Raw genomic sequence first — 20,828 nt, forward strand, 5'->3', positions numbered from 1 at the left:
GGCGACTGCATCAATACCGCCGGCATCATAGACCGAGGGCCTGCAGCCCCCGCTTCATGTCGTTCTTCAAGTCTTCCAGGGCCTCAATGCCCACAGAAAGGCGGATCAGGTTGTCGGTAATCCCCGCCAGCGCCTTGTCTTCCGGTGACAGCCGGCCATGGGTGGTGGTGCCGGGATGGGTAATGGTGGTTTTGACATCACCCAGGTTAGCCGTAATGGACACCATTCGGGTGGCATCGATAAAGGCCCAGGCTTCAGGCTGCCCCCCGCTGACGGTGAACGACAACACACCGCCGTAGCCATCCTGCTGGCGACTGGCCAGCTGGTGCTGGGGGTGACTCTCAAGGCCCGCGTAATGAACCTTTTCGACCCCTGGCTGCAGCTCAAGCCAACGGGCCAACTGTAACGCATTCTCACAGTGGGCACGCATACGGATTGGTAAGGTTTCCAGCCCCTTATGGAACACCCAGGCATTGAAAGGGCTCATGGTCGGCCCGGCGGAGCGCAGGAAACCGTAAACCTCTTCCATAAGCGCCTGGCCACCGACCACCACACCGCCGACACAGCGACCCTGCCCGTCCAGGTACTTGGTCGCGGAATGGATAACGATATCCGCGCCGAATTCCAGCGGTCGCTGCAGCACGGGCGTACAAAAGCAGTTGTCCACCACAAACAGGGCGTCGTTGTCGTGGGCGAGTTCTGCCAGGGCAGCCATGTCGGCGACTTCGCACAGGGGATTCGACGGTGTCTCGATAAAGAGCATGCGGGTACGCTCGTTCACGGCGCTCCGCCAGCCGTCCATATCGGTCAGCCCGACAAAGCTGGTGGTTACACCAAAACGAGCCAGGTACTTCTGGAACAGCACATTGGTCGTGCCGAAAACACCCCGCGAACATACCACATGGTCGCCGCTTTTCAGCAGTGACATACAGGTCGCCAGGATGGCGGCCATGCCGGATGCCGTTGCCACGGCGCGCTCCCCGCCCTCCATGGCCGCAATGCGCTCCTCGAAGGCCCGCACCGTCGGGTTGGTGAAGCGGGAATAGATATTACCCGGCTCCTCGCCGCCAAAGCGCGCGGCCGCCTGGGCTGCACTGCCATAAACGAAACTCGAAGTGGGAAAGATGGCATCACTGTGCTCCAGCTCACCGGTACGGTGCTGCCCTGCCCTGACCGCAAGGGTATCCACCGAGACCCCGTCCAGGTCAGCTTCCGGAATCAGAATGTGCTCTTCACGGCGTTGCGTCATGTTGTTCCAGGCCTCAGTCTTCGTCGTTATGCAGGTCGATAATACCGTTATCTTCAGGAAGACCCGCCTGGGCCGCTTCCCGGGCCTCGTCCCCCCGAAGGGCGTCCAGGCGCGCCAGGTAGGCCTCATCGACATCGCCGGTAATGTACTTGCCATTGAAGACAGAACACTCCCAGCCCTCAATGTCCGGGTTCACATCATCGACACAGGACACAAGGTCTTCCAGGTCCTGGTACACCAGCCAGTCGGCACCGATAAGGGTCTGGATTTCCTCCACGGTACGATCATGGGCGATCAGCTCCCGGGGCGACGGCATATCGATACCGTAGACATTGGGGAAGCGTACGGGGGGTGCTGCAGAGGCGAAGTAGACCTTGCGGGCGCCGGCGTCCCGGGCCATCTGGATAATTTCGTGGCAGGTGGTGCCCCGTACGATGGAGTCATCCACCAGCATCACATTCTTGCCGCGAAACTCCAGGTCGATGGGATTGAGTTTCTGGCGCACGGATTTTTTGCGCATTTTCTGGCCGGGCATGATGAATGTGCGGCCAATGTAGCGATTCCTGATAAACCCTTCCCGGAATTTCACTCCCAGGCGGTGGGCCATCTGCAGAGCGGAGGTTCGGCTGGTGTCCGGAATGGGTACCACGACGTCGATATCGTGGTCGGGACATTCCCGCAGCACCTTGTCCGCCAGGGTTTCCCCCATGCGCAGGCGGGCCTTGTAGACCGAAACCTGGTCCATGATGGAGTCCGGGCGGGCGAAGTACACATGCTCGAAAATACAGGGGTTCAGGCTGGGGGCCTCGGCACATTGCTGGGTGTAGAGGGTACCGTCGGTTTCGATATACACCGCCTCGCCCGGGGCGATATCCCTGACCAGCTTGAAGCCCGCCGCACTGAGGGCCACGCTTTCAGAGGCGATCATGTACTCTTTGCCCTCGTCGGTCTCACGCACGCCGTAACAGGCGGGGCGGATACCGTTGGGGTCGCGGAAGCCGACAATGCCGTAACCGGTGATCATGGCAATCACCGCATAGGCGCCACGGCAGCGCTTGTGAACGGCGCGCACGGCAGCAAAGATTTCTTCCTTGCTTGGATCGAGCTTGCCCAGCTTCTGCAGCTCATGGGCAAACACGTTCAGCAGGACTTCTGAATCGGAATTGGTATTGATATGGCGCAGGTCTGTGCGGAACAGGTCCCGGGCCAGCTCATCAGCATTGGTCAGGTTGCCATTATGCGCCAGCGTAATCCCGTAGGGGCTGTTGACATAGAACGGCTGGGCCTCCGCCGAGCTGGAACTGCCTGCAGTAGGGTAACGTACATGGCCGATACCGACATTACCTACCAAGCGACGCATGTGGGAGGTACGGAAGACGTCACGCACCAGGCCATTGTCCTTACGCAGAAAGAAGCGGTCATCCTGGAAAGTTACGATACCGGCCGCATCCTGGCCCCGGTGCTGGAGTACCGTCAGGGCGTCATACAACGCCTGATTGACATACTGCGTACTGACAATTCCTACAATTCCACACATGGGTGCTGCGTTCTCCAGAACATTGAAACTACGGTGTTGCCTAGAAGGCCTGAGACTTTACCGCCTCGGACATGTGCCCACGGACCACTTCGCCGGATGGCGCCGGCCCGAGGAAGCGCTCGAATTCGTCTCCGAAGGTACGACGGGACCAGTCCTCCACGACGCTCAGCCGCTCGATCATCACAGATGTCCGCCACCAGGTATCCTCAGCCAGCGGGGTATAACGGGTAAAGGCGATGGCGACGACGACCACGACCAGGCCCCTCAAGAGGCCGAAAACCATGCCCAGAACCCGGTCGGTGGCACTGAGGCCAGTAACCCGGACCAGGTGGCCAATCAGGTTATTGATGATGGCCCCGACGATCAGCGTTGCCACGAACAGTATGGCAAAGGCCGCAATCAGGCGAACCAGCGGTGTTTCCACCGTACCGGCAAGGAGGGACTGCATCTGGGGATGAAAGGTGCGGGCGACAATGAACGCAGCCACCCAGGTAACGAGCGACAGGGCCTCCCTGACAAAGCCCCTTTTAAGGCTGATCAGGGTGGAAATTGTCAGCAGGGCGATGATGACCCAGTCGATCCAGATCAGCGCGTTCATGAATTACCCGGTGAAGAACAGGAACCGCGAATTCTATCAGGAATCACCGGTAACCCAAACCACCTGGCCTGACAACGATGCGGCGGCGCGACCGGAAACAACCTGGCGCCCTGCCCTGCCTTTGCGTCCCCGGGAAACGCTCAGCCTTCGCCCCGGGTAACCAGGGACTTGATACCGAACGCCTCATCCAGCACTGCCTTGGCCTTCTCTGCCTCTGCCTTCTCGGCAAACGGACCGGAAAAAACCCGCAACAATCGTTGATCACCACGGGTAACTTCCTGCAGGTGGGCACCATAGCCCCTTTCGCGAACACGGTCCCGCAGTCGACGGGCGTTGCCTTCATCCCCGAAGCTACCCAACTGTATTACCCAGGCGCCGGCCAGGGTACGCTCGTAGTCGGCATTTTCACTGTCCTCGGCCGCAGAAGCCGTTACAGCGGGCTCTTCAGGCTCAGTTTCAGTCGTAGCGCCCTCGGTTTCCCGTGCTGACTGCTGAGATTGCGCCTGCCCGGCCGTACCTGTGCTGGCTGGCTCTTGCTCAACCACTACCGGCGCTGACTCCTCGGCGGGTTCCACGGGCTTTTCTCCGGCCACAGTGCCCTCGTCTCCCATAGCAGGATCTTCAAGCATATCCCGGGCGGGTGGCTCCGCTTCCTCGACACGGTAATCCGGCACGCCCTCCAGTGGGTCTTCGTCTTCCGGTACATTGACCTCGGGGAACGGAGGTTCCTCCGGGATATCCAGGGAGCGCACGGCGCGCTCATCATGGGGTTCGTCAAACATCATTGGCAGAAAAATCACCACCAGTGAAATCAGTACCAATGCGCCTATGATCCGCTGTTTCATTCCACTCACCTTACGTCGGCTCCCTGTTGGAGGCGCCAATACCTGTGAATATAACTGCCGTAAAACCCCAACTCAAAGCGGTAGCGGGTCTATGACCAATTTGTAAGACGTTTCGCGAGCCTGGCCCGGGACACTAGCTGAAGTAACGCTTCCCTTCCGCGACGGAGAAAAAGGAACCTAATATCAACACCAACCCATCAGTGCCTGCACTGACCAGCGCGGCTGCCGTGGCCTCCGCTATGGTTTCACACGTTGCCAGTCGCTCTGCTGGAATCACCGCTTTCACTCGCCCGGTAAGTGTTTCGGAGGACAGGCCACGGGGCACGTCCAGCCCGGCGATAAACCACTGGTCGACAATCGGGGCGAGGGCCCTGGCTACGCCGGCCGAATCCTTGTCCGACAGCCCTCCATAAACCGCGACTACCCGGCTATAGCCGGAAGTGCGGCGCAGAAACTCCAGGCGCCGGAACAGCCAGTGTGCGGCATGGGGGTTGTGGCCTACGTCGGCGAACACATCCGGGCGCCTTGCCAGCCGCTCAAACCTGCCTGGCAGGGAGACCGACGAAAGCACCTCACCGATACGCTGGTCCGACAGCGGCAGGCCCAGCTCGATCGCCGCCACGGACGCAGCCGCCAGGCTGTTAACAGGCAGGCGGTCCGGCGGAACCGGCACCCGGTGACCGGCATCCGTCTCAAGGACAAACCGGCCGGAATCATTGCTGACGAGGTACCCCTTGCCCGGCCGCAGCAGCCGTACTCGTTGGGCACTGGCCTGCTGTAATACCGACGGCGGCGGATCCAGGTCTGCGTATACCGCGGTCTGTCCCGGCCTCAGTATACCGGCCTTCTCGTAACCGATGGTGTCGCGGTCATCACCAAGCCAGGCAGTATGGTCCAGGTCTACCGAGGTGATAATCGCGAGGTCAGCATCCAGCACGTTGACTGCATCAAGGCGGCCCCCGAGGCCGACTTCCAGCACCATATTGTCAACACCCGCCTCAACCATCACCAGGAAGGCAGCAAGGGTTCCGTATTCGAAATAGGTCAGGCTGATATCACGCCGGGCGGCTTCGACTTGTTCAAAGGCGCGGATCAAGGCTTCGTCTGAGACATTCTGCCCATTGAGGCGCACACGCTCGTTATAGGCGAGCAGATGGGGGGAGGTATACGTGCCGACCGTCTCACCCGCAGCCAGCAACAGGGCTTCCAGTGCGGCAACGGTGCTGCCCTTGCCGTTGGTTCCGCCGACGGTGATCACCCGGGCTTCGGGGGAGCCGGGCATCAGGCGCCGGAGAACCAGCAGAACGCGTTCGAGCCCGAGGTCCATCTCTACCGGGTGGATCGATTCCAGGTAAGCCAGCCACTGGTCGAGAGTAGCGCCCGGCCCGGGGGCCGGGACTGTGTCACTCGCGGGCATCGGCCGTATCGGGGCTGTCAGGCCGCTCACTCACCTCGAATTCGATGGGGGCTTCACTGGCCGGTTGCTCCTGGCCGGTAAACTTGGCCAGAACCGAGGCGATGCGCTCACGCATCTTGTGCCGGTGCAGGATCATATCGATCGCACCGTGCTCCAGCAGGAACTCACTGCGCTGGAAGCCTTCCGGAAGCTTCTCCCGCACCGTCTGCTCGATAACCCGGGGGCCGGCAAAGCCGATCAGCGCATAGGGCTCGGCAATGTTCAGGTCACCGAGCATTGCCAGGCTGGCAGAAACCCCACCGAATACCGGATCGGTCATTACAGAGATATAGGGGATGCCTTCTTGCTTCATACGCTCCAGTACGGCGGCCGTCTTGGACATCTGCATCAGCGAGAGGATGGCCTCCTGCATACGGGCGCCGCCGGAGGCTGAAAAACAAACAAGCGGGATACGCTCTTCCAGGCAGATATTGGCCGCCTGTACGAACTTCTCACCGACCACCTGCCCCATGGAGCCACCGAGGAAGTTGAACTCGAAGGCACAGGCCACCAGGGGAATCCCCAGCGTACGGCCTTTCATGACCACCAGGGCATCTTTCTCACCGGTAGCTTTCTGGTTCTGGGACAGTCGCTCCTTGTAACGACGGGTGTCCTTGAACTTGAGCCGGTCCCAGGGTTCCAGGTCGGTAGCCACTTCCTCGCGGCCATCCTCGTCCAGGAAAATCTCCAGACGACGCCGGGCCGTTACCCGCAGGTGGTGATTGCACTTGGGGCAGACATCCAGGTTCTTGTCCAGCTCAGGCTTGTAGAGAAAGGCACCACACTTGGGGCATTTCTTCCAGAGCCCTTCCGGCACACCAGTCCGCTGCCTGGATTCCGAGCGAATCTTGCTCGGCATGATCTTGTCTAGCCAGTTACTCATGTTGTCATCCTGTCATTTCATGCCGACTGAACGGGCGGCCTCAGGAGGCCTTGCCGTCCAGCGCTTCGCGCATCGGGTGCAACAGATCCGTCAGGGCCTGCCTGAGAGCGGCTGGATCTGCCTGGTGGTGGGCTATTGTATCCACCAGCACAGAACCGACTATTACACCATCGGATACCTTACCCACCGCTGCCGCAGTTTCTGCGTCACGTATCCCGAAACCGACGCCCACGGGCAGTGCGGTGATCCGGTGAACATTAGCCACCTTGCGACCAACCTCGTCCACATCAATGGACGCAGAACCGGTCACACCCTTGATTGAAACATAGTACACATACCCGGAAGAGTGTTCACTGATTGCACGTATCCGGTCATCGGTTGTGGTGGGTGCCAGCAGGAATATCGGATCCATCTGTCGCTGGGAGAACAACGGCGCTACGTCATCCGCTTCTTCCGGCGGCAGGTCAACCGTCAGGATACCATCGACACCCGCCTCGGCAGATGCGTCGGCGAAGGCCTCGTAGCCCATGGCCTCCATCGGGTTGAGATAGCCCATCAGCACCACCGGTGTGGTCTGATCCTTCTCCCGAAACGTTTTGACCATGCCAATCACCTGACGAAGTGAAGTGCCATGTTTGAGTGCACGCTCGCAAGCCAGCTGGATCACCGGCCCGTCCGCCATGGGATCCGAGAATGGCACACCGAGTTCGATAATGTCTGCGCCAGCCGCTGCCAGCGTGTGCATCAGGTCCACGGTCTGATCCGGATGGGGATCACCGGCAGTAATGTAGGGAATCAAAGCCTTGCGACCCTGCTCCTTGAGGTTTTCAAGCACCCCTGCAATGCGACTCATGCCTGCTCCTGTAAAAAATGAATCCTGTTTGCCATTGCGCGGATCAGACCTCGATACCATCGAGCTCTGCAATGGTATGGATATCCTTGTCACCGCGACCGGACACATTGATAACAACCATCTGGTCCTTATCCATGGTGGCAGCCAGCTTGGTGGCATAGGCCACGGCGTGGGAAGACTCCAGGGCCGGCATGATGCCTTCCACCCGGGTAAGCATGCGGAACGCGTCCAGTGCTTCCTGGTCCGTTACCGACACATAGTTAGCCCGGCCAATATCTTTCAGCCAGCTGTGCTCAGGCCCTACTCCCGGATAGTCCAGGCCAGCAGAGACAGAGTGAGTACCAGCAATCTGGCCGTTATCGTCTTCCATCAGATAGGTTCGGTTACCGTGGAGAACACCCGGGCGTCCCGCTGCCAGCGGTGCCGCGTGCTGGCCGGTTTCAATGCCCAGGCCGCCAGCCTCGACACCATAGAGCTGTACCGACTCATCAGTGAGGAACGGATAGAACATACCGATGGCGTTGGATCCCCCGCCCACGCAGGCCACCAGGGCATCCGGCAGCTTGCCGGCCTGTTCAAGGGCCTGTGCCCGGGTCTCGCGACCGATCACCGCCTGGAAGTCCCGGACCAGCAGCGGATAGGGATGGGGCCCGGCGACGGTCCCGATAATATAGAAGGTCTCATCCACGTTGGCGACCCAGTCCCGCATGGCCTCGTTCATGGCGTCCTTGAGGGTGCGGGTTCCACTCTCAACGGCATGGACTTCCGCGCCCAGCAGTTTCATGCGATATACGTTCAGGGACTGACGGCGAACATCTTCTGAACCCATGAAGACGTGACACTCCAGGCCCAGGCGGGCGCATACAGTAGCGGTGGCCACGCCATGTTGACCGGCACCAGTCTCGGCGATAATGCGCTTCTTGCCCAGAAACGACGCCAGCAGCGCCTGGCCGATGGTGTTGTTCACCTTGTGGGCTCCGGTGTGATTGAGGTCTTCGCGCTTGAGCCAGATCTGGGCTCCGCCGGTTTCCCGGGTCAGTCGCTCGGCGAGGTACAGCGGGCTGGGACGACCCACATAGTGGGCCAGGTCCTTGTCAAAGGCGGCCTGGAATTCCGGGTCCTTCTTGAGACGAAGGTACTCGCGCTCCAGGGTCATCAGGGAGTCCATCAGGGTTTCAGACACGAACCGGCCGCCGTAGGCGCCAAAGTGCCCCCTGGCGTCCGGCAGATGGCTCAGCATTTCTTCAGTCAGTTTGGTTGACACTATTAACCTCGCTCAGAAACTCGGTAATTTTGGCAGCGTCCTTGATTCCTTTCATCACTGCGCGGCTTCCAGCAGGGGACGCTCCACCCGGCTGGTCGGACGCTTCAACACCGCCACTGACATCCACCCCCCAGGGACGTACCTGGTGAATGGCTTCAGCTACGTTGGTGGCATCCAGGCCGCCTGCAAGAATCAGTGGTATCGGGCGGCGCTCCGGTATGACGGACCAGTCAAACCGCTGCCCGGTTCCGCCATAACGTTCAGGGTCATACGCATCTACAAGCAAACCCGATGCCTGCCCCCACACATTAAAGCCCTGCTCGATGTCAGCCCGCTCCCGGACGCGTATGGCCTTGATCCAGCGACGATGAAACTGGCTACAGAAGTCGGGGGATTCGTCACCATGGAATTGCAGCAGGTCCAGCGGAACCCGCGACAGCACCTGTTCAACCAGCATACGATCTGGATTCACAAACAACCCGGTCAGGGTTACAAAGGCAGGCAAGGCCTCAGCGACCGCAACGGCCCGCTCAAGGGTAACGCACCGGGGACTTGGTTCGTAGAACACCAGTCCGATGGCATCCACCCCTGCCCGGGCAGCCGCGAGGGCATCCTCTGGCCGGGTAATGCCGCAAATCTTGGTGCGCGTACGCATCGGGTGCACTATCGTCCTCCAGTAAAAGTATCAGGTACCGGTGGCCGGCTTGCGGTGTACCCAGGTTGGCGAGACCGAGGCATTCTCGGCGTCATCGAACCAGGGGCGCACAAAGGATGGTCCGCAACTGGCGCCGGGAATACCAAAGCTCTCGGGATAGCCTACATCGACCAGATAGAGGCCAGCCGACGGCGCGGTGACCCCCGCCTTGCGTCGATCCTGGCCTGCAAGCACCTCTGCAACCCACTCCGGCGGGTATTTACCCTGCCCCACCGCCATCAATGCCCCGGCGAAATTCCGCACCATGTGGTGCAGGAACGCATTAGCCTGGACATCGATTACAACATAGTTGCCCCGGCGCCTGACCCGGACAAACTCCACGAACCGCCAGGGAGACCGGGACTGGCAACCTGCCGCCCGGAAAGCACTGAAATCATGTTCGCCCTCGAGGTGTCGGGCCGCTTCCTGCATGGCTCCCTCATCCAGGGGCCGAAAGGTCCAGCTGACCTGCGGCGCCAGCAACGCGGGGCGCACCGGACCGTTGAAGATAACATAACGATAGCGGCGGTACACGGCAGAAAAGCGTGCGTGGAAGGGCTCTGGTGCGTTTCCCGCCCAGTGGGCGGCTATGGACGAGGGCAGTGCCGTGTTGATGCCCATCACCCAGGAGCGACGATCCCGCACCGCCCGGGTATCAAAGTGTACCACCTGGTAGCTGCCGTGAACCCCGGCGTCCGTTCGCCCGGCACACACCAGGTCCACAGGTTCGTTTGCCACCTTGCTGACAGCCCGGGCCAGCTCGGCTTCTACCGAAGGTACACCGCTCTTCTGCAGCTGCCAGCCGTGGTAGGCGGCGCCATCATACTCAATCACAAGGGCCACCCTGCCCTGGCCAATAGCGTTGTCGGTGGTCAGCGGTATGGGGGTCTGAAACAAGTGCCTACCTGACAATAAAGGATTACATACATAAAAGAACGCCGGCACTGGGCCGGCGTTCGGATAAGATTGACGATTATAACGTATCAGGGCAGTTTTTTGAGCAGCGCCTGTGCGTCTTCTTTCTGATCGTCACTTCCTTCAAGGATAACCTCCTCCAGGATTTCACGAGCCCCTTCGCTGTCCCCCATGTCCACGTAGGCGCGGGCCAGGTCCAGCTTGGTGGCTACCTCGTCGGTACCGGACAGAAAATCGAAGTCGTCATCCTCGTCAAGGGAGGCCTCGTCGATGTCGTCAATACCTGCGTTATTATCCGCCTGGCCAGAGTCAGGGGGCGTTGCACCCAGCTCGTCATCCTGGCCGGCATCAAGGCCTTCGTCCAGCTCGGCATCCAGGCCGGCGTCCAGCTCAGGGATCTCCAAGTCTGACAGGTCATCCTCCATGGGCCCCTTTTCGCTGGCAAGGTCTCCCTCCTCGCCAAGATCAAGGTCTCCGAGATCCAGCTGACTTTCGTCATCCGGCTCTGTTCCTGATACCTGGTCCATCAACTCAAGGTCTTCATCGGACACGTCAAGCTCCAGGTTGTCCAACCCGTCATCGGAGTCAGCCTCCGAGGTCACCTTGTCGAGCTCCGCATCCAGCTCATCGAGGAACGACTCGTCAAGGTCAGCCTCGTCTTCCGGATTCGTGGACTCATCCACGGGGGACGCTTCGGTGGCACTGTCATCAAGGTCCAGGTCTCCGAAATCCAGGGGGTCCTCTTCGCTGGTGTCTGCGGCGCCCTGCACGTCATCGGCCTGGGGCTCACTGTCAATACCAGCGTCATCCATCTCCAGGGAGCTGAAGTCATCTTCCAGGTCCAGCGGAGAGTCCTCCGGCGCATCAGAGTCCTCAGCGGTTACATCATCTTCCGGCAGTTCAAAGTCAATACTTGCGAACTCATCCTCCTCCGCTGGTTCTTCGGCAGGGGCCATTTCCGGTGCCTGTTCCTCAGTGTCGCCGGAAGTACCGAAACCCGTGAAGTCGTATTCTATGTCTCCTTCGCCCTGCTGCTCACCAGTGAGTGAAGCCTCGTCATCCGACTGGACCTGCTCGTCTTCCGGCTGGACCTGCCCATCTTCCGACTGGTCCAGCTCTTCATCGGGCAAGTCCAGCTCTTCAAACGCAGACATCAGGTCACTGGATTCGTCCTCGTCCCGGGAGGCAGCCGCAGCGCCTGCCGCGGCGGCTCCAGCGACACCGGCAGCCGCTGCAGCACCAGTGGTGTTATCACCCTCACGCAACTGGGACTCCAGCTCATCTATGCTGGGTGTAGACTCAACCTCCTCCAGACGCGCACGCAGTGCCTCGGCTTCCGGCTGCACATCATCATGCTCCATGGCCTCCAGCTCGGCATACTGTTTGTCGAAGGCCGCGCGGTTACCTGTATCGGCATAGACTGCGAGCAACTTCAGACGGAGGTCGGAACGACTGGGCTCCCGTGAAATCGCGTTTTCGAGGACCTCGGCAGCAGAGTCGTGCTGGCCGTAGGCTATATAGCGATCCGCCTCCTCGATCGCACCGGCTGTGTCAGTGGCGTCTTCCTCGCCCAGGGAAAGTTCGAAGCCGTCATCCTCGGACTCGTCTTCAAGTTGCTGATAAAACGCTTCGTCCTTGCTCCCGCGACGGCGGGACATCAGCAGTACCAGCAGTAACAGCAGTACCAGGAAGCCGCCGAGGGCAATCTGGTACAGGAAGTTACCGGCAATAAGGTCAATGGCTGTTGCCAGGAAGCCCTTTTCCCGGTCGACCTGGTTGTCAGCAGCGGCTGAAGACGCCTCTTGCCCCTGCTGCTCACCACCGGCAGCTACCGGGTCATCCGTCGGCCCAGCAGCACTTTCGCCCTCTGCCTGCCCGGTTTCCGGGACCTGTTCTGCAGCCGGATCCGGGTCAGCCACGGCTTCCGCTTCACTATCAGAAACGTCCATCGAAGCGGTGTCCGAACTGGTGTCTGAGGCGGTATCCGAAGTGGTATCCGAGGCAGTGTCCGAAGCCACATCACCGGCCTGACCAACAGATTCGGCCTCGCCCTCACCAGCATCGGCCTCAGCACCTTCGGCAGGGATCTCACCGCCAGACGCTGCCGGGTCATCAGAACCCTGAGCTTCGCTATACTGACCAGTTTCAGCACTGGACTGGCCATCCGGGCTTGCCGTTTCAGCAGACTCCTCGCCGTCACCGGCAGACGAAGCGGAATTGCCGTTATCCTGCCCAACCGTGCCCTGGACCTGGGCCAGTTGGGTATCCTTGAGCTCGAGAAGACGCTCAAGGGTTTCCACCTGCTCCTGCAGATCCTGGAGGCGACTGCTCAGCTCGTCGTTCTCCCGACGCACCCGGTCCAGTTCCTCAAGGGCAACGGCCTGGCCAGCGTCAGCGGTTCCACCCTGTGTGCCATCACCTCCGGCAGAACCTTCGCTACTGGCTTCTTCGCTGTCCTCGGGGACCACCAGTCGAAGTTCATCGGTACCCTGTTGACCTCCCGCACCTTCACTACCGCCGGTTGCGGCGACGTTGTCAGAAGTGGCATCTACGGAGGGTTCCGGCTGGGCGACAGCCTGGTTCTGCGCAACCACTTCCTGGTTGGCCTCGGCCTGGCTGCGGGAGCGAATATCGTCACCATCCGGCACCCGCAGAACAGCGCCACGCTTGAGCCGGTTAATATTGCCGCCAATAAATGCATCCGGGTTCAGGTCCTGGATAGCCAGCATCACCTGCTGCACCGAAACGCTGTTATCCGGGCGCACCGACTGGGCAATTTGCCACAGGGTGTCGGATGCCTGGACAGGGCCCAGGGTCCGTGGGCCAGATGAAACGGCGTCCTCTGCGGCCTGGCTGCCTGAGGAGGTTCGGGTTGGTGAAGGAGACTGCGATGATGGCTGACTGGAAGCCGCTGAGGTACGGGTTGGCTGAACCGGCTGGTCTCTGCCCGATTCCTCGGCGTATACCGGGGGATCTACCAGAACGGAGTATTCCCGCATGACACGGCCACTGGGCCAGGTCACCTCTACCAGGAAGTTAAGATACGGTTCGCGAACCGGTTCCCGGGAGGTAACCGATATCACCAGTTCTCCATTCGGAGCAGTGGTGACGTTGAAATCCAGTTGGGTAAGGAAAAAGTCCCGACGCAGACCGACCCGCTCATAATCGCGCTCAGATGCAAGGTTAACGAAGATATCGCCCGGGCTAACGCCTCCGGCCCTGTTAACGTCGATCTCTGCATTCAATGGTTGGTTCAGATAGGACTGAAGCTCTATCTCCCCGAGACCCAATGCCTGTGCGACACCGGAACCAAGCCCTCCCGCCAGAGCCAGAGCAACCGCAAGCTTGCGTACCTTCATGCTTTTTCCTTACCAGTCTCCGTTATTCGTTACCGCATATTGAATACAGATTCGGACGAGGTTGGATGACTTTCGTTTTATTTAAATAAGAGTGCCGAAAGTATTGTTGATAATGCCAGCTTTATCAATCAATCACGCATCAACTTTGTACCATTTCCTGATGTATTTCACGGAACCAGTTGTCAAACCAAGATTAGAACTACCCTCACCATCATTGAGACAGCCAGGAAGAAGATCCCAGAAAATAACAGGGGCGACGACTGATTTCAGCCGTCGCCCCTGACGTGTTACCTGAAACGGTACACAGTTGGCATTACACGCACTGGTCCGCGACAGATTTTTAGCGTTCCTGCAGGATCCGCAACATCCGCCGCAGGGGTTCCGCCGCCCCCCACAGCAATTGGTCACCCACGGTGAACGCGGAGATGTATTCCGGGCCCATGGTCAGTTTGCGGATACGGCCGATCGGGATACTGAGAGTGCCGGTAACCTTCGCCGGCGTCAGCTCCTCGATGGTGGCCTCCTTCTCATTGGGGATGACCTTCACCCAGTCGTTGGCCTTTGCAAGGATCGATTCGATCTCGGAAACCGGCAGGTCCTTCTTGAGCTTGATGGTCAGCGCCTGGCTGTGGGAGCGCATGGCACCGATACGCACACAGATACCATCGATGGGGATCGGGTTATCGCTGCGACCAAGAATCTTGTTGGTCTCGACGCCCGCTTTCCATTCTTCCTTGCTCATGCCGTTATCGAGCTGCTTGTCGATAAACGGGATCAGGCTGCCTGCCAGCGGTACCTGGAAGTGCTCGGTGGGGAAACCGCCGGCACGCATGGTCTCGGTCACCTTGCGGTCAATCTCCAGGATGGCAGAGGACGGATCTTCCAGCTCGGACTTCACCGCACCGTTGAGCTCACCCATCTGATTGAGAAGCTCACGCATATTCTGTGCGCCGGAACCGGAGGCCGCCTGGTAGGTCATGGGAGATACCCACTCGATCAGGTCCTGCTCCAGCAGGCCACCCAGGGCCAGCATCATCAGGCTGACGGTACAGTTGCCGCCGATGTAGTCCTTGACGCCCTTGTCCAGGGCCGCATCGATCACGTTCCGGTTCACCGGATCGAGAACAATCACGGAATGGTCCACCATGCGCAGCGTAGAAGCGGCATCAATCCAGTAGCCGTCCCAGCCTGCATCACGGAGTTTCTGATAGACCGCGTTGGTGTAATCGCCACCCTGGCAGGTAACGATGACATCCAGGGTTTTCAGGGTGTCGATATCGAAGGCGTCCTGGAGTGGCGGGACGCCATCCTTGCCAACATCCGGGGCCGGCTTACCGGTCTGGGAGGTGGAGAAAAACACCGGATCGATGTCAGCAAAGTCGTTTTCTTCACGCATGCGCTGCATGAGGACCGAGCCCACCATGCCACGCCAACCTACAAGTCCAACTCGCTTCATGTGCGACCTTTGACTCTATGCCCGCCCGCTACCGTTATCGCTGGCAGGGACAGGATGGATGACCCCGCGGCAGCGGCGTTGTGCTGCCGTCGGGTTTCGATGAAACAAAACGGTACCTGAAATTTACAGGGCCGCCAGTACAGCTTCACCCATTTCACGGGTGGAGACCTGTTTTGCACCTTCGGACATGATGTCCGCCGTGCGCAGCCCCTGGTCCAGTACCTTGCTGACCGCCGCCTCGATGGCCTCGGCAGCTTTCTCTTCGCCCAGGCTGTAGCGCAGCATCATGGCACCACTGAGGATGGTGGCCAGCGGGTTGGCAATACCCTGCCCGGCAATGTCCGGCGCTGACCCGTGGCAGGGCTCATACATGCCCTGTTTTTCGGAGTTCAGCGAGGCGGACGGCAGCATGCCGATAGAACCGGTGAGCATAGCCGCTTCATCCGAAAGGATATCACCAAACATGTTACCGGTCACAATCACGTCAAACTGCTTGGGTGCGCGGACCAGCTGCATGGCGGCGTTGTCTACATACATGTGGGACAGTTCCACGTCCGGATAGTCCTTGGCCAGCTCTTCCATGATTTCCCGCCAGAGCACGGTCACTTCCAGCACGTTGGCCTTGTCTACGGAACACAGCTTGCCGTTGCGCTGCTGCGCTGCCTCGAAGGCTACCCGGCCGATACGACGGATCTCGGACTCACTGTAGATATAGGTATTAAAGCCCTGCCGTTCGCCACCGTCCAGCTCACGTACGCCACGGGGCTGGCCGAAATAAATGCCACCGGTCAGTTCACGGACAATCATGATATCCAGGCCGGACACCACCTCAGGCTTGAGGGAGGACGCTGACGCCAGTTGCGGGTACAGGATGGCCGGCCGCAGGTTGGCAAACAGCTCAAGGTTGGAGCGCAGGCCCAGCAGCCCCTTTTCCGGGCGCTTTGCCATTTCCAGCTTGTCCCACTGGGGACCACCAACGGCACCCAACACGATGGCATCGGCCTTTTTCGCCCGCTCGAGGGTGTCGCTTGGCAGTGGCTCGCCGGTTTCGTCGATGGCGGCACCACCAACCAGGCCGGTTTCAAATTGCAGTCCCAGGTCAAACTGGTCATTAACCTTGTTCAGGACTTTTTCGGCCTCGGCCACGATTTCCGGGCCAATCCCGTCACCGGGCAGCATCAGTACGCTTCTGGACATAGTATTTTTCCGTTGTCAGCTTGGATGATCAGTTTGCCGTATTGAACAGCCAGGGGGCCGTTTCGCGCCGCTTGTTTTCGTAGTCGCGGATAAGGTCTGCGTCTTCGAGGGTTACCCCGATGTCGTCCAGTCCGTTCAGCAGGCAGTGGCGGCGGAAATCGTCCACGTCAAAACCGAAGGATTCGCCTGAAGGTGTTGTAACCGTCTTGGCTTCCAGGTCGATGGACAGTTGATAGCCCTCATTCTCATAGGTCTCCTGGAACAGCTTCTCAACCACTTCTTCAGCAAGAACAATGGGTAACAGGCCATTCTTGAAACAGTTGTTATAGAAGATATCCGCAAAGCTCGGGGCAATGATCACGCGGAATCCGAAGTCATCCAGGGCCCAGGGGGCATGTTCGCGGCTTGAGCCGCAACCGAAGTTGCGGCGGGCCAGCAGCACACTGGCGTTCCTGTAGCGATCCTGGTTGAGCACGAAATCCGGGTTCAGGGGCCGGTTGGAACAGTCCTGATCCGGCTTACCTTCGTCCAGGTAGCGCAACTCGTCAAACAGGTTAGGGCCGAAGCCGGTCCGCTTGATGGACTTCAGGAATTGCTTGGGGATGATCATGTCCGTATCCACATTGGACCGGTCCATGGGGGCGGCGACGCCCTGGTGTTGCGTAAATGCGCGCATGGTTGTCTCTCCTGTGGATCAATCAGTTCATTATTTCACGGACATCGACGAAATGGCCCTTGATGGCCGCTGCCGCCGCCATCGCCGGGCTCACCAGGTGGGTACGCCCACCAAAGCCCTGACGCCCTTCGAAGTTACGGTTGGAGGTGGACGCGCAATGCTCCCCCTGCCCCAGCTTGTCGGCGTTCATGGCCAGGCACATGGAGCAGCCCGGATCCCGCCATTCGAGGCCGGCTTCGATAAAGACCTTGTCCAGGCCTTCCTGTTCCGCCTGGGCCTTCACCAGGCCAGAGCCCGGGACCACCATGGCCTGCTTCAGGGTCGGTGACACCTTGTGCCCCTTGACCACCTTGGCCGCTTCCCGCAGGTCTTCGATGCGGCTGTTTGTGCAGGAGCCAATGAAGACTCGGTCCAGCTTGATGTCAGTAATCTTCTGATTGGGCTGTAATCCCATGTACTTCAACGCCCGGACAATGCCTTCGCGCTTGATGGGATCTTCTTCCCGGTCCGGGTCCGGTACCGCGCCGTCGACGCCAGTGACCATTTCCGGGCTGGTGCCCCAGCTGACCTGCGGCAGGATGTCGGCACCGTCCAGTTCGACCACCTTGTCGAACACCGCGTCGTCATCGCTGTGCAGGGTGCGCCAGTATTCCACCGCCTTGTCCCACTGCTCACCCTCGGGTGCGAAGGGACGGCCCCTTACATAGTCGATGGTCGTATCGTCGACGCTGACCATTCCGACCCGGGCACCCGCCTCGATGGACATGTTGCAGATGGTCATGCGCGCTTCCATGCTCAGGTCGTGGATGGCCTCACCGCCAAATTCGATGGCGTAGCCTGTGCCGCCTGCGGTGCCGATCCTGCCGATAATGGCCAGCACCACATCCTTGCCGGTGACGCCTGGGCCTAGCTTGCCGTTGACCTTTACCAGCATGTTTTTCATCTTTTGCTGGACCAGGCACTGGGTGGCCAGTACATGCTCCACTTCGGAGGTGCCGATGCCGTGGGCCAGGCAACCAAAGGCGCCGTGGGTAGAGGTGTGGGAGTCACCGCAGACGATGCTCATGCCCGGCAGCGTGGCGCCCTGCTCCGGCCCGATAACGTGGACGATGCCCTGACGCTGGTCCTTGATCTTGAATTCGAGGATGCCAAACTCGTCGCAGTTCTTGTCGAGGGTTTCCACCTGGATCCTGGAAACCGGGTCGACGATGCCTTCCACGCCCCGCTCACGATCGGTAGTGGGGACGTTGTGGTCCGGTGTGGCGATGTTGGCGTCTATGCGCCAGGGTTTGCGATCGGCCAGGCGCAGTCCTTCGAAGGCCTGCGGTGAGGTGACTTCGTGGAGCAGTTGCCGGTCGATGTAGATCAGCGCAGAGCCGTCGTCGCGCTGCTTGACCAGGTGGTCGTCCCACAATTTGTCGTATAAGGTCTTGCCCGCCATGATGGTGTCTCTCTCGGTTGTTCGGGTCTGGTTTTGATTGCACTGGGTGGATTTTACTCCCGCGTGTCGAATAACCGCAATTCATGTTTTTTATTCTAGCCATTCCTATCTGGAATGTTATAGTTGTGACAAGCGAATTACCGCTGCCAAGTACTTTATTAACCCAGGCCTGAGATTTCGGTGCAAAGGCCGGTGAGCGGTATGGCTTTTCCGGACACGCCCACAAGTACGTCCATGGCCGATTTTTGCTCCTGCAAAATCGGCATTCCCGCCATCCGTGGCGGTCATAGAGCTCGACGTTCCGGGAAAAGCATCCCCCACCCCGGCTCTCCAACTACGTGCAAGCCTCAGACAGGACTAGAGTGTGGACTCCAACGCCTTAAAAGCCTTTGTAACCATCGTGGACCAGGGATCGTTCTCTGAGGCCGCCGAGAACCTCCACTTGACCCAACCGGCGATCAGTAAACGACTGGCGGCCCTGGAGAATCAGCTGGGAACGCCGCTCCTGGAACGTAGTCATCGGCAGATCCGCCTCACAGACGCTGGTGCCCGGTTGCTGCCCCATGCCCGTCGGATTCTGGATGAGGTGCATAATGCCCGGCTGGCGTTGCAGGACGGGGCCGGCGAGGTGTCGGGGCACCTGGCGTTGATTGCCAGCCATCACATCGGGTTACATCACCTGCCCGCCTGGTTGCAGCGGCTGGGTCGTGAGTATCCGGAGGTGTCGCTGGGGCTGCAGTTTATGGACTCAGAGGGTGCCTATGACCAGATGCGCAAGCGGACGGCGGAACTGGCGTTCGTGACGCTCAGTGAGAGTATGGACCAGTCGTTCGAGGTGCATGTGCGCTGGGAAGATCCGATGGCATTCGTTGTAGCGCCGGATCATCCATTGGCGACGCTGGAGCAGCCCGACCTGGCCGAGCTGTCCAGCTATGACGCCTTGTTGCCGGAGGCGGGTACGGCCACTTATCGCTCCGTCAGCCGGTTGTTCCTGGATGCAGGCCTTTCCCTGAACCTGCCCATGCCGACCAATTACATGGAAACACTGAAGGTGATGGCCGGTGTCGGGCTCGGTTGGAGTGTCTTGCCGGTAAATATGGTAGACAGTTCCCTGAAGGTATTGCCGGTACCCCACCGGGTAAGCCGCTTTCTCGGCGCAATCGGTCTGCGGGGTCGGTCTCTCAGTCCGCAGGCGCGGGCATTGCTGGGGATTGCCGGGGAAATCAGGTAGGTGCCTCTTCGGGCGGCGGCCGCAGCCAGCGCCAGGTAAGGCCGACGGCAAAGAGCATGGCGATGGCACCGCCCCAGAAGGCGATCGAGGTGTTGAAGCCCTCCACCAGGAAGCCCGAGAGCCAGGCCCCCACTGCGCCACCAGCACCGAAGGTCAAGCCACTATAGAGCGCCTGCCCCTGCCCGTGGTGGTGCTGACCAAAGAAGCCCTGGACGTACTGCACGGAGATAACGTGCAGTGCGCCGTACGAGGCAGCGTGGAGCAACTGCGCGAAGATAAGGACAGAGACTACGTCGGTGACCTCAGCAATAAGGACCCAGCGGACCATGGTCAGCATAAGCGCGCCGATGGCAATCTGGCGCACGGAAAAGTGCCGGGTAATCCGGTGCATGACCAGGAACAGGCCAATTTCCGCCAGGACACCCAGGGACCAGAGCAATCCGATGCTGAGCTTGCTGTAGCCGAACTGCTCCAGGTGGATGCTGAAAAACGTGTAGTAGGCCCCGTGGGAAACCTGCAGCAGGAAGTTCATGGCGAAGAATGCAACCACTGCCGGGTGACTGACGATGGCTTTCAGGCTGCCCCGGGGCGCCGGCGCTTTTTTCTCGCCCCGCTCTGAAGGAACCAGGAAGGCCGAGATGGCGATGCCGGCAAAGACCGGTAACAGCAACCACGGCAGTGATGTAATCGGCACCCATTCCAGCACGCCACCGATGATGGCGACGCCACCGATAAACCCCACGGACCCCCAAAGGCGGATACGACCATATCGCTCTTTCCGGGTGCCGAGAACCCTGAGCGTAATCACCTCGTAAAGCGGAAGAATAGCGTTCCAGAAGAAGGTGAACAGCAGCATCACCAGCAGCAGGCCGTTAAACCCCGGCTCGAGGAACACACCGGCAAAACACAGCGAGCCAATCACGGCCCCGAATCGCACCAGCCGTACCCGAAGGCCGGAACGGTCGCCCAACCAGCCCCAGACGCTGGGGGCGACGATCTTGGTGAGCTGGATGGTCGCCATCAGGGTGGCGATTTGCAGATAGGAGAAGCCCCGCCCTTCCAGGTACAACGACCAGTAAGGCAGCAGTGAGCCCAGCAGGGCGAAGAACCAGAAGTAGAGGTTTGAGAGTCGCCAGTAAATAACGGTTTTCCTTAAGATTCAGATCGTCCGGCA

17 protein-coding genes are annotated in these 20,828 nt (G+C 59.8%); 1 reads left to right on the plus strand and 16 read right to left on the minus strand.

The features are described from left to right. Positions 1 to 25 precede the first annotated feature (25 nt). The 15 genes from MLC59_RS10910 to leuC all read right to left on the minus strand — a co-directional run bounded on the left by MLC59_RS10910 (position 26) and on the right by leuC (position 18,423). A complete protein-coding gene (locus tag MLC59_RS10910) occupies positions 26 to 1,249 on the minus strand; it encodes an O-succinylhomoserine sulfhydrylase (protein ID WP_248234223.1) in 1,224 nt (407 codons plus the stop codon). 13 nt (positions 1,250 to 1,262) lie between these two features. Next, positions 1,263 to 2,786 (minus strand): amidophosphoribosyltransferase, encoded by a 1,524-nt coding sequence (gene purF / locus MLC59_RS10915; RefSeq protein ID WP_248234224.1) that lies wholly within the window; start codon positions 2,784 to 2,786, stop codon positions 1,263 to 1,265. A gap of 40 nt (positions 2,787 to 2,826) precedes the next feature. Continuing rightward, positions 2,827 to 3,384, minus strand: coding sequence for a CvpA family protein (locus MLC59_RS10920; protein ID WP_248234226.1), 558 nt, complete (start codon positions 3,382 to 3,384; stop codon positions 2,827 to 2,829). Positions 3,385 to 3,524: 140 nt separating this feature from the next. Then, positions 3,525 to 4,238 (minus strand): SPOR domain-containing protein, encoded by a 714-nt coding sequence (locus tag MLC59_RS10925; RefSeq protein WP_248234229.1) that lies wholly within the window; start codon positions 4,236 to 4,238, stop codon positions 3,525 to 3,527. A 124-nt stretch (positions 4,239 to 4,362) separates the two neighbouring features. After that, complete coding sequence (gene folC / locus MLC59_RS10930) at positions 4,363 to 5,646, minus strand: bifunctional tetrahydrofolate synthase/dihydrofolate synthase (protein ID WP_248234231.1); 1,284 nt, start codon at positions 5,644 to 5,646, stop codon at positions 4,363 to 4,365. Further along, positions 5,633 to 6,568 (minus strand): acetyl-CoA carboxylase, carboxyltransferase subunit beta, encoded by a 936-nt coding sequence (accD, locus tag MLC59_RS10935; RefSeq protein WP_248234233.1) that lies wholly within the window; start codon positions 6,566 to 6,568, stop codon positions 5,633 to 5,635. The genes folC and accD overlap by 14 nt, the downstream gene beginning before the upstream one ends. Before the next feature lie 40 nt (positions 6,569 to 6,608). Then, complete coding sequence (trpA, locus tag MLC59_RS10940) at positions 6,609 to 7,421, minus strand: tryptophan synthase subunit alpha (RefSeq protein ID WP_248234235.1); 813 nt, start codon at positions 7,419 to 7,421, stop codon at positions 6,609 to 6,611. Between the two features lie 43 nt (positions 7,422 to 7,464). Continuing rightward, positions 7,465 to 8,673: a tryptophan synthase subunit beta gene (trpB, locus tag MLC59_RS10945; RefSeq protein ID WP_248234327.1), complete on the minus strand. Its 1,209-nt coding sequence runs from the start codon at positions 8,671 to 8,673 to the stop codon at positions 7,465 to 7,467. Continuing rightward, positions 8,666 to 9,340 (minus strand): phosphoribosylanthranilate isomerase, encoded by a 675-nt coding sequence (locus MLC59_RS10950; protein WP_248234236.1) that lies wholly within the window; start codon positions 9,338 to 9,340, stop codon positions 8,666 to 8,668. Before MLC59_RS10950 ends, trpB begins: the two co-directional genes overlap by 8 nt. A 30-nt stretch (positions 9,341 to 9,370) precedes the next feature. Continuing rightward, on the minus strand, positions 9,371 to 10,276 hold the full coding sequence (gene truA, locus MLC59_RS10955; protein WP_248234238.1) for a tRNA pseudouridine(38-40) synthase TruA: 906 nt from the start codon (positions 10,274 to 10,276) through the stop codon (positions 9,371 to 9,373). Positions 10,277 to 10,362: 86 nt separating this feature from the next. Beyond that, positions 10,363 to 13,653 (minus strand): FimV/HubP family polar landmark protein, encoded by a 3,291-nt coding sequence (locus MLC59_RS10960; protein ID WP_248234240.1) that lies wholly within the window; start codon positions 13,651 to 13,653, stop codon positions 10,363 to 10,365. A gap of 340 nt (positions 13,654 to 13,993) precedes the next feature. Next, positions 13,994 to 15,109 (minus strand): aspartate-semialdehyde dehydrogenase, encoded by a 1,116-nt coding sequence (gene asd / locus MLC59_RS10965; RefSeq protein ID WP_248234243.1) that lies wholly within the window; start codon positions 15,107 to 15,109, stop codon positions 13,994 to 13,996. Between the two features lie 123 nt (positions 15,110 to 15,232). Further along, the gene (gene leuB, locus MLC59_RS10970) at positions 15,233 to 16,306 is read right to left on the minus strand and encodes a 3-isopropylmalate dehydrogenase (RefSeq protein ID WP_248234245.1); all 1,074 of its coding nucleotides are present in this window, start codon (positions 16,304 to 16,306) and stop codon (positions 15,233 to 15,235) included. Positions 16,307 to 16,334: 28 nt separating this feature from the next. Then, entirely contained in the window at positions 16,335 to 16,982 is a 648-nt protein-coding gene (leuD, locus tag MLC59_RS10975; RefSeq protein WP_248234246.1) for a 3-isopropylmalate dehydratase small subunit, read from the minus strand. A gap of 22 nt (positions 16,983 to 17,004) precedes the next feature. Next, positions 17,005 to 18,423 carry a 3-isopropylmalate dehydratase large subunit gene (leuC, locus tag MLC59_RS10980; RefSeq protein WP_248234248.1) on the minus strand — a complete coding sequence of 473 codons (1,419 nt, stop codon included), beginning with the start codon at positions 18,421 to 18,423 and terminating at the stop codon, positions 17,005 to 17,007. Positions 18,424 to 18,787: 364 nt separating this feature from the next. Between leuC and MLC59_RS10985 the strand changes: the two genes are divergently transcribed. Beyond that, positions 18,788 to 19,654: a LysR family transcriptional regulator gene (locus MLC59_RS10985; protein WP_248234249.1), complete on the plus strand. Its 867-nt coding sequence runs from the start codon at positions 18,788 to 18,790 to the stop codon at positions 19,652 to 19,654. Here the strand turns inward: MLC59_RS10985 and MLC59_RS10990 are convergent. Continuing rightward, positions 19,647 to 20,813: an MFS transporter gene (locus MLC59_RS10990; protein ID WP_248234328.1), complete on the minus strand. Its 1,167-nt coding sequence runs from the start codon at positions 20,811 to 20,813 to the stop codon at positions 19,647 to 19,649. The two genes, MLC59_RS10985 and MLC59_RS10990, sit on opposite strands and share 8 nt — an antisense overlap. Between the last annotated feature and the right edge of the window lie 15 nt (positions 20,814 to 20,828).

The sequence above is a fragment of the Marinobacter bryozoorum genome (assembly GCF_023156245.1).
Classification (GTDB): domain Bacteria; phylum Pseudomonadota; class Gammaproteobacteria; order Pseudomonadales; family Oleiphilaceae; genus Marinobacter; species Marinobacter bryozoorum.

Bases quoted from the DNA above. Each gene is read 5' to 3' on its own strand.
- MLC59_RS10910 (WP_248234223.1), bottom strand. From the start codon at position 1,249: ATGACGCAACGCCGTGAAGAGCACATTCTGATTCCGGAAGCTGACCTG.
- purF (WP_248234224.1), bottom strand. From the start codon at position 2,786: ATGTGTGGAATTGTAGGAATTGTCAGTACGCAGTATGTCAATCAGGCG.
- MLC59_RS10920 (WP_248234226.1), bottom strand. From the start codon at position 3,384: ATGAACGCGCTGATCTGGATCGACTGGGTCATCATCGCCCTGCTGACA.
- folC (WP_248234231.1), bottom strand. From the start codon at position 5,646: ATGCCCGCGAGTGACACAGTCCCGGCCCCCGGGCCGGGCGCTACTCTC.
- accD (WP_248234233.1), bottom strand. From the start codon at position 6,568: ATGAGTAACTGGCTAGACAAGATCATGCCGAGCAAGATTCGCTCGGAA.
- trpA (WP_248234235.1), bottom strand. From the start codon at position 7,421: ATGAGTCGCATTGCAGGGGTGCTTGAAAACCTCAAGGAGCAGGGTCGC.
- MLC59_RS10950 (WP_248234236.1), bottom strand. From the start codon at position 9,340: ATGCGTACGCGCACCAAGATTTGCGGCATTACCCGGCCAGAGGATGCC.
- MLC59_RS10960 (WP_248234240.1), bottom strand. From the start codon at position 13,653: ATGAAGGTACGCAAGCTTGCGGTTGCTCTGGCTCTGGCGGGAGGGCTT.
- asd (WP_248234243.1), bottom strand. From the start codon at position 15,109: ATGAAGCGAGTTGGACTTGTAGGTTGGCGTGGCATGGTGGGCTCGGTC.
- leuB (WP_248234245.1), bottom strand. From the start codon at position 16,306: ATGTCCAGAAGCGTACTGATGCTGCCCGGTGACGGGATTGGCCCGGAA.
- leuD (WP_248234246.1), bottom strand. From the start codon at position 16,982: ATGCGCGCATTTACGCAACACCAGGGCGTCGCCGCCCCCATGGACCGG.
- leuC (WP_248234248.1), bottom strand. From the start codon at position 18,423: ATGGCGGGCAAGACCTTATACGACAAATTGTGGGACGACCACCTGGTC.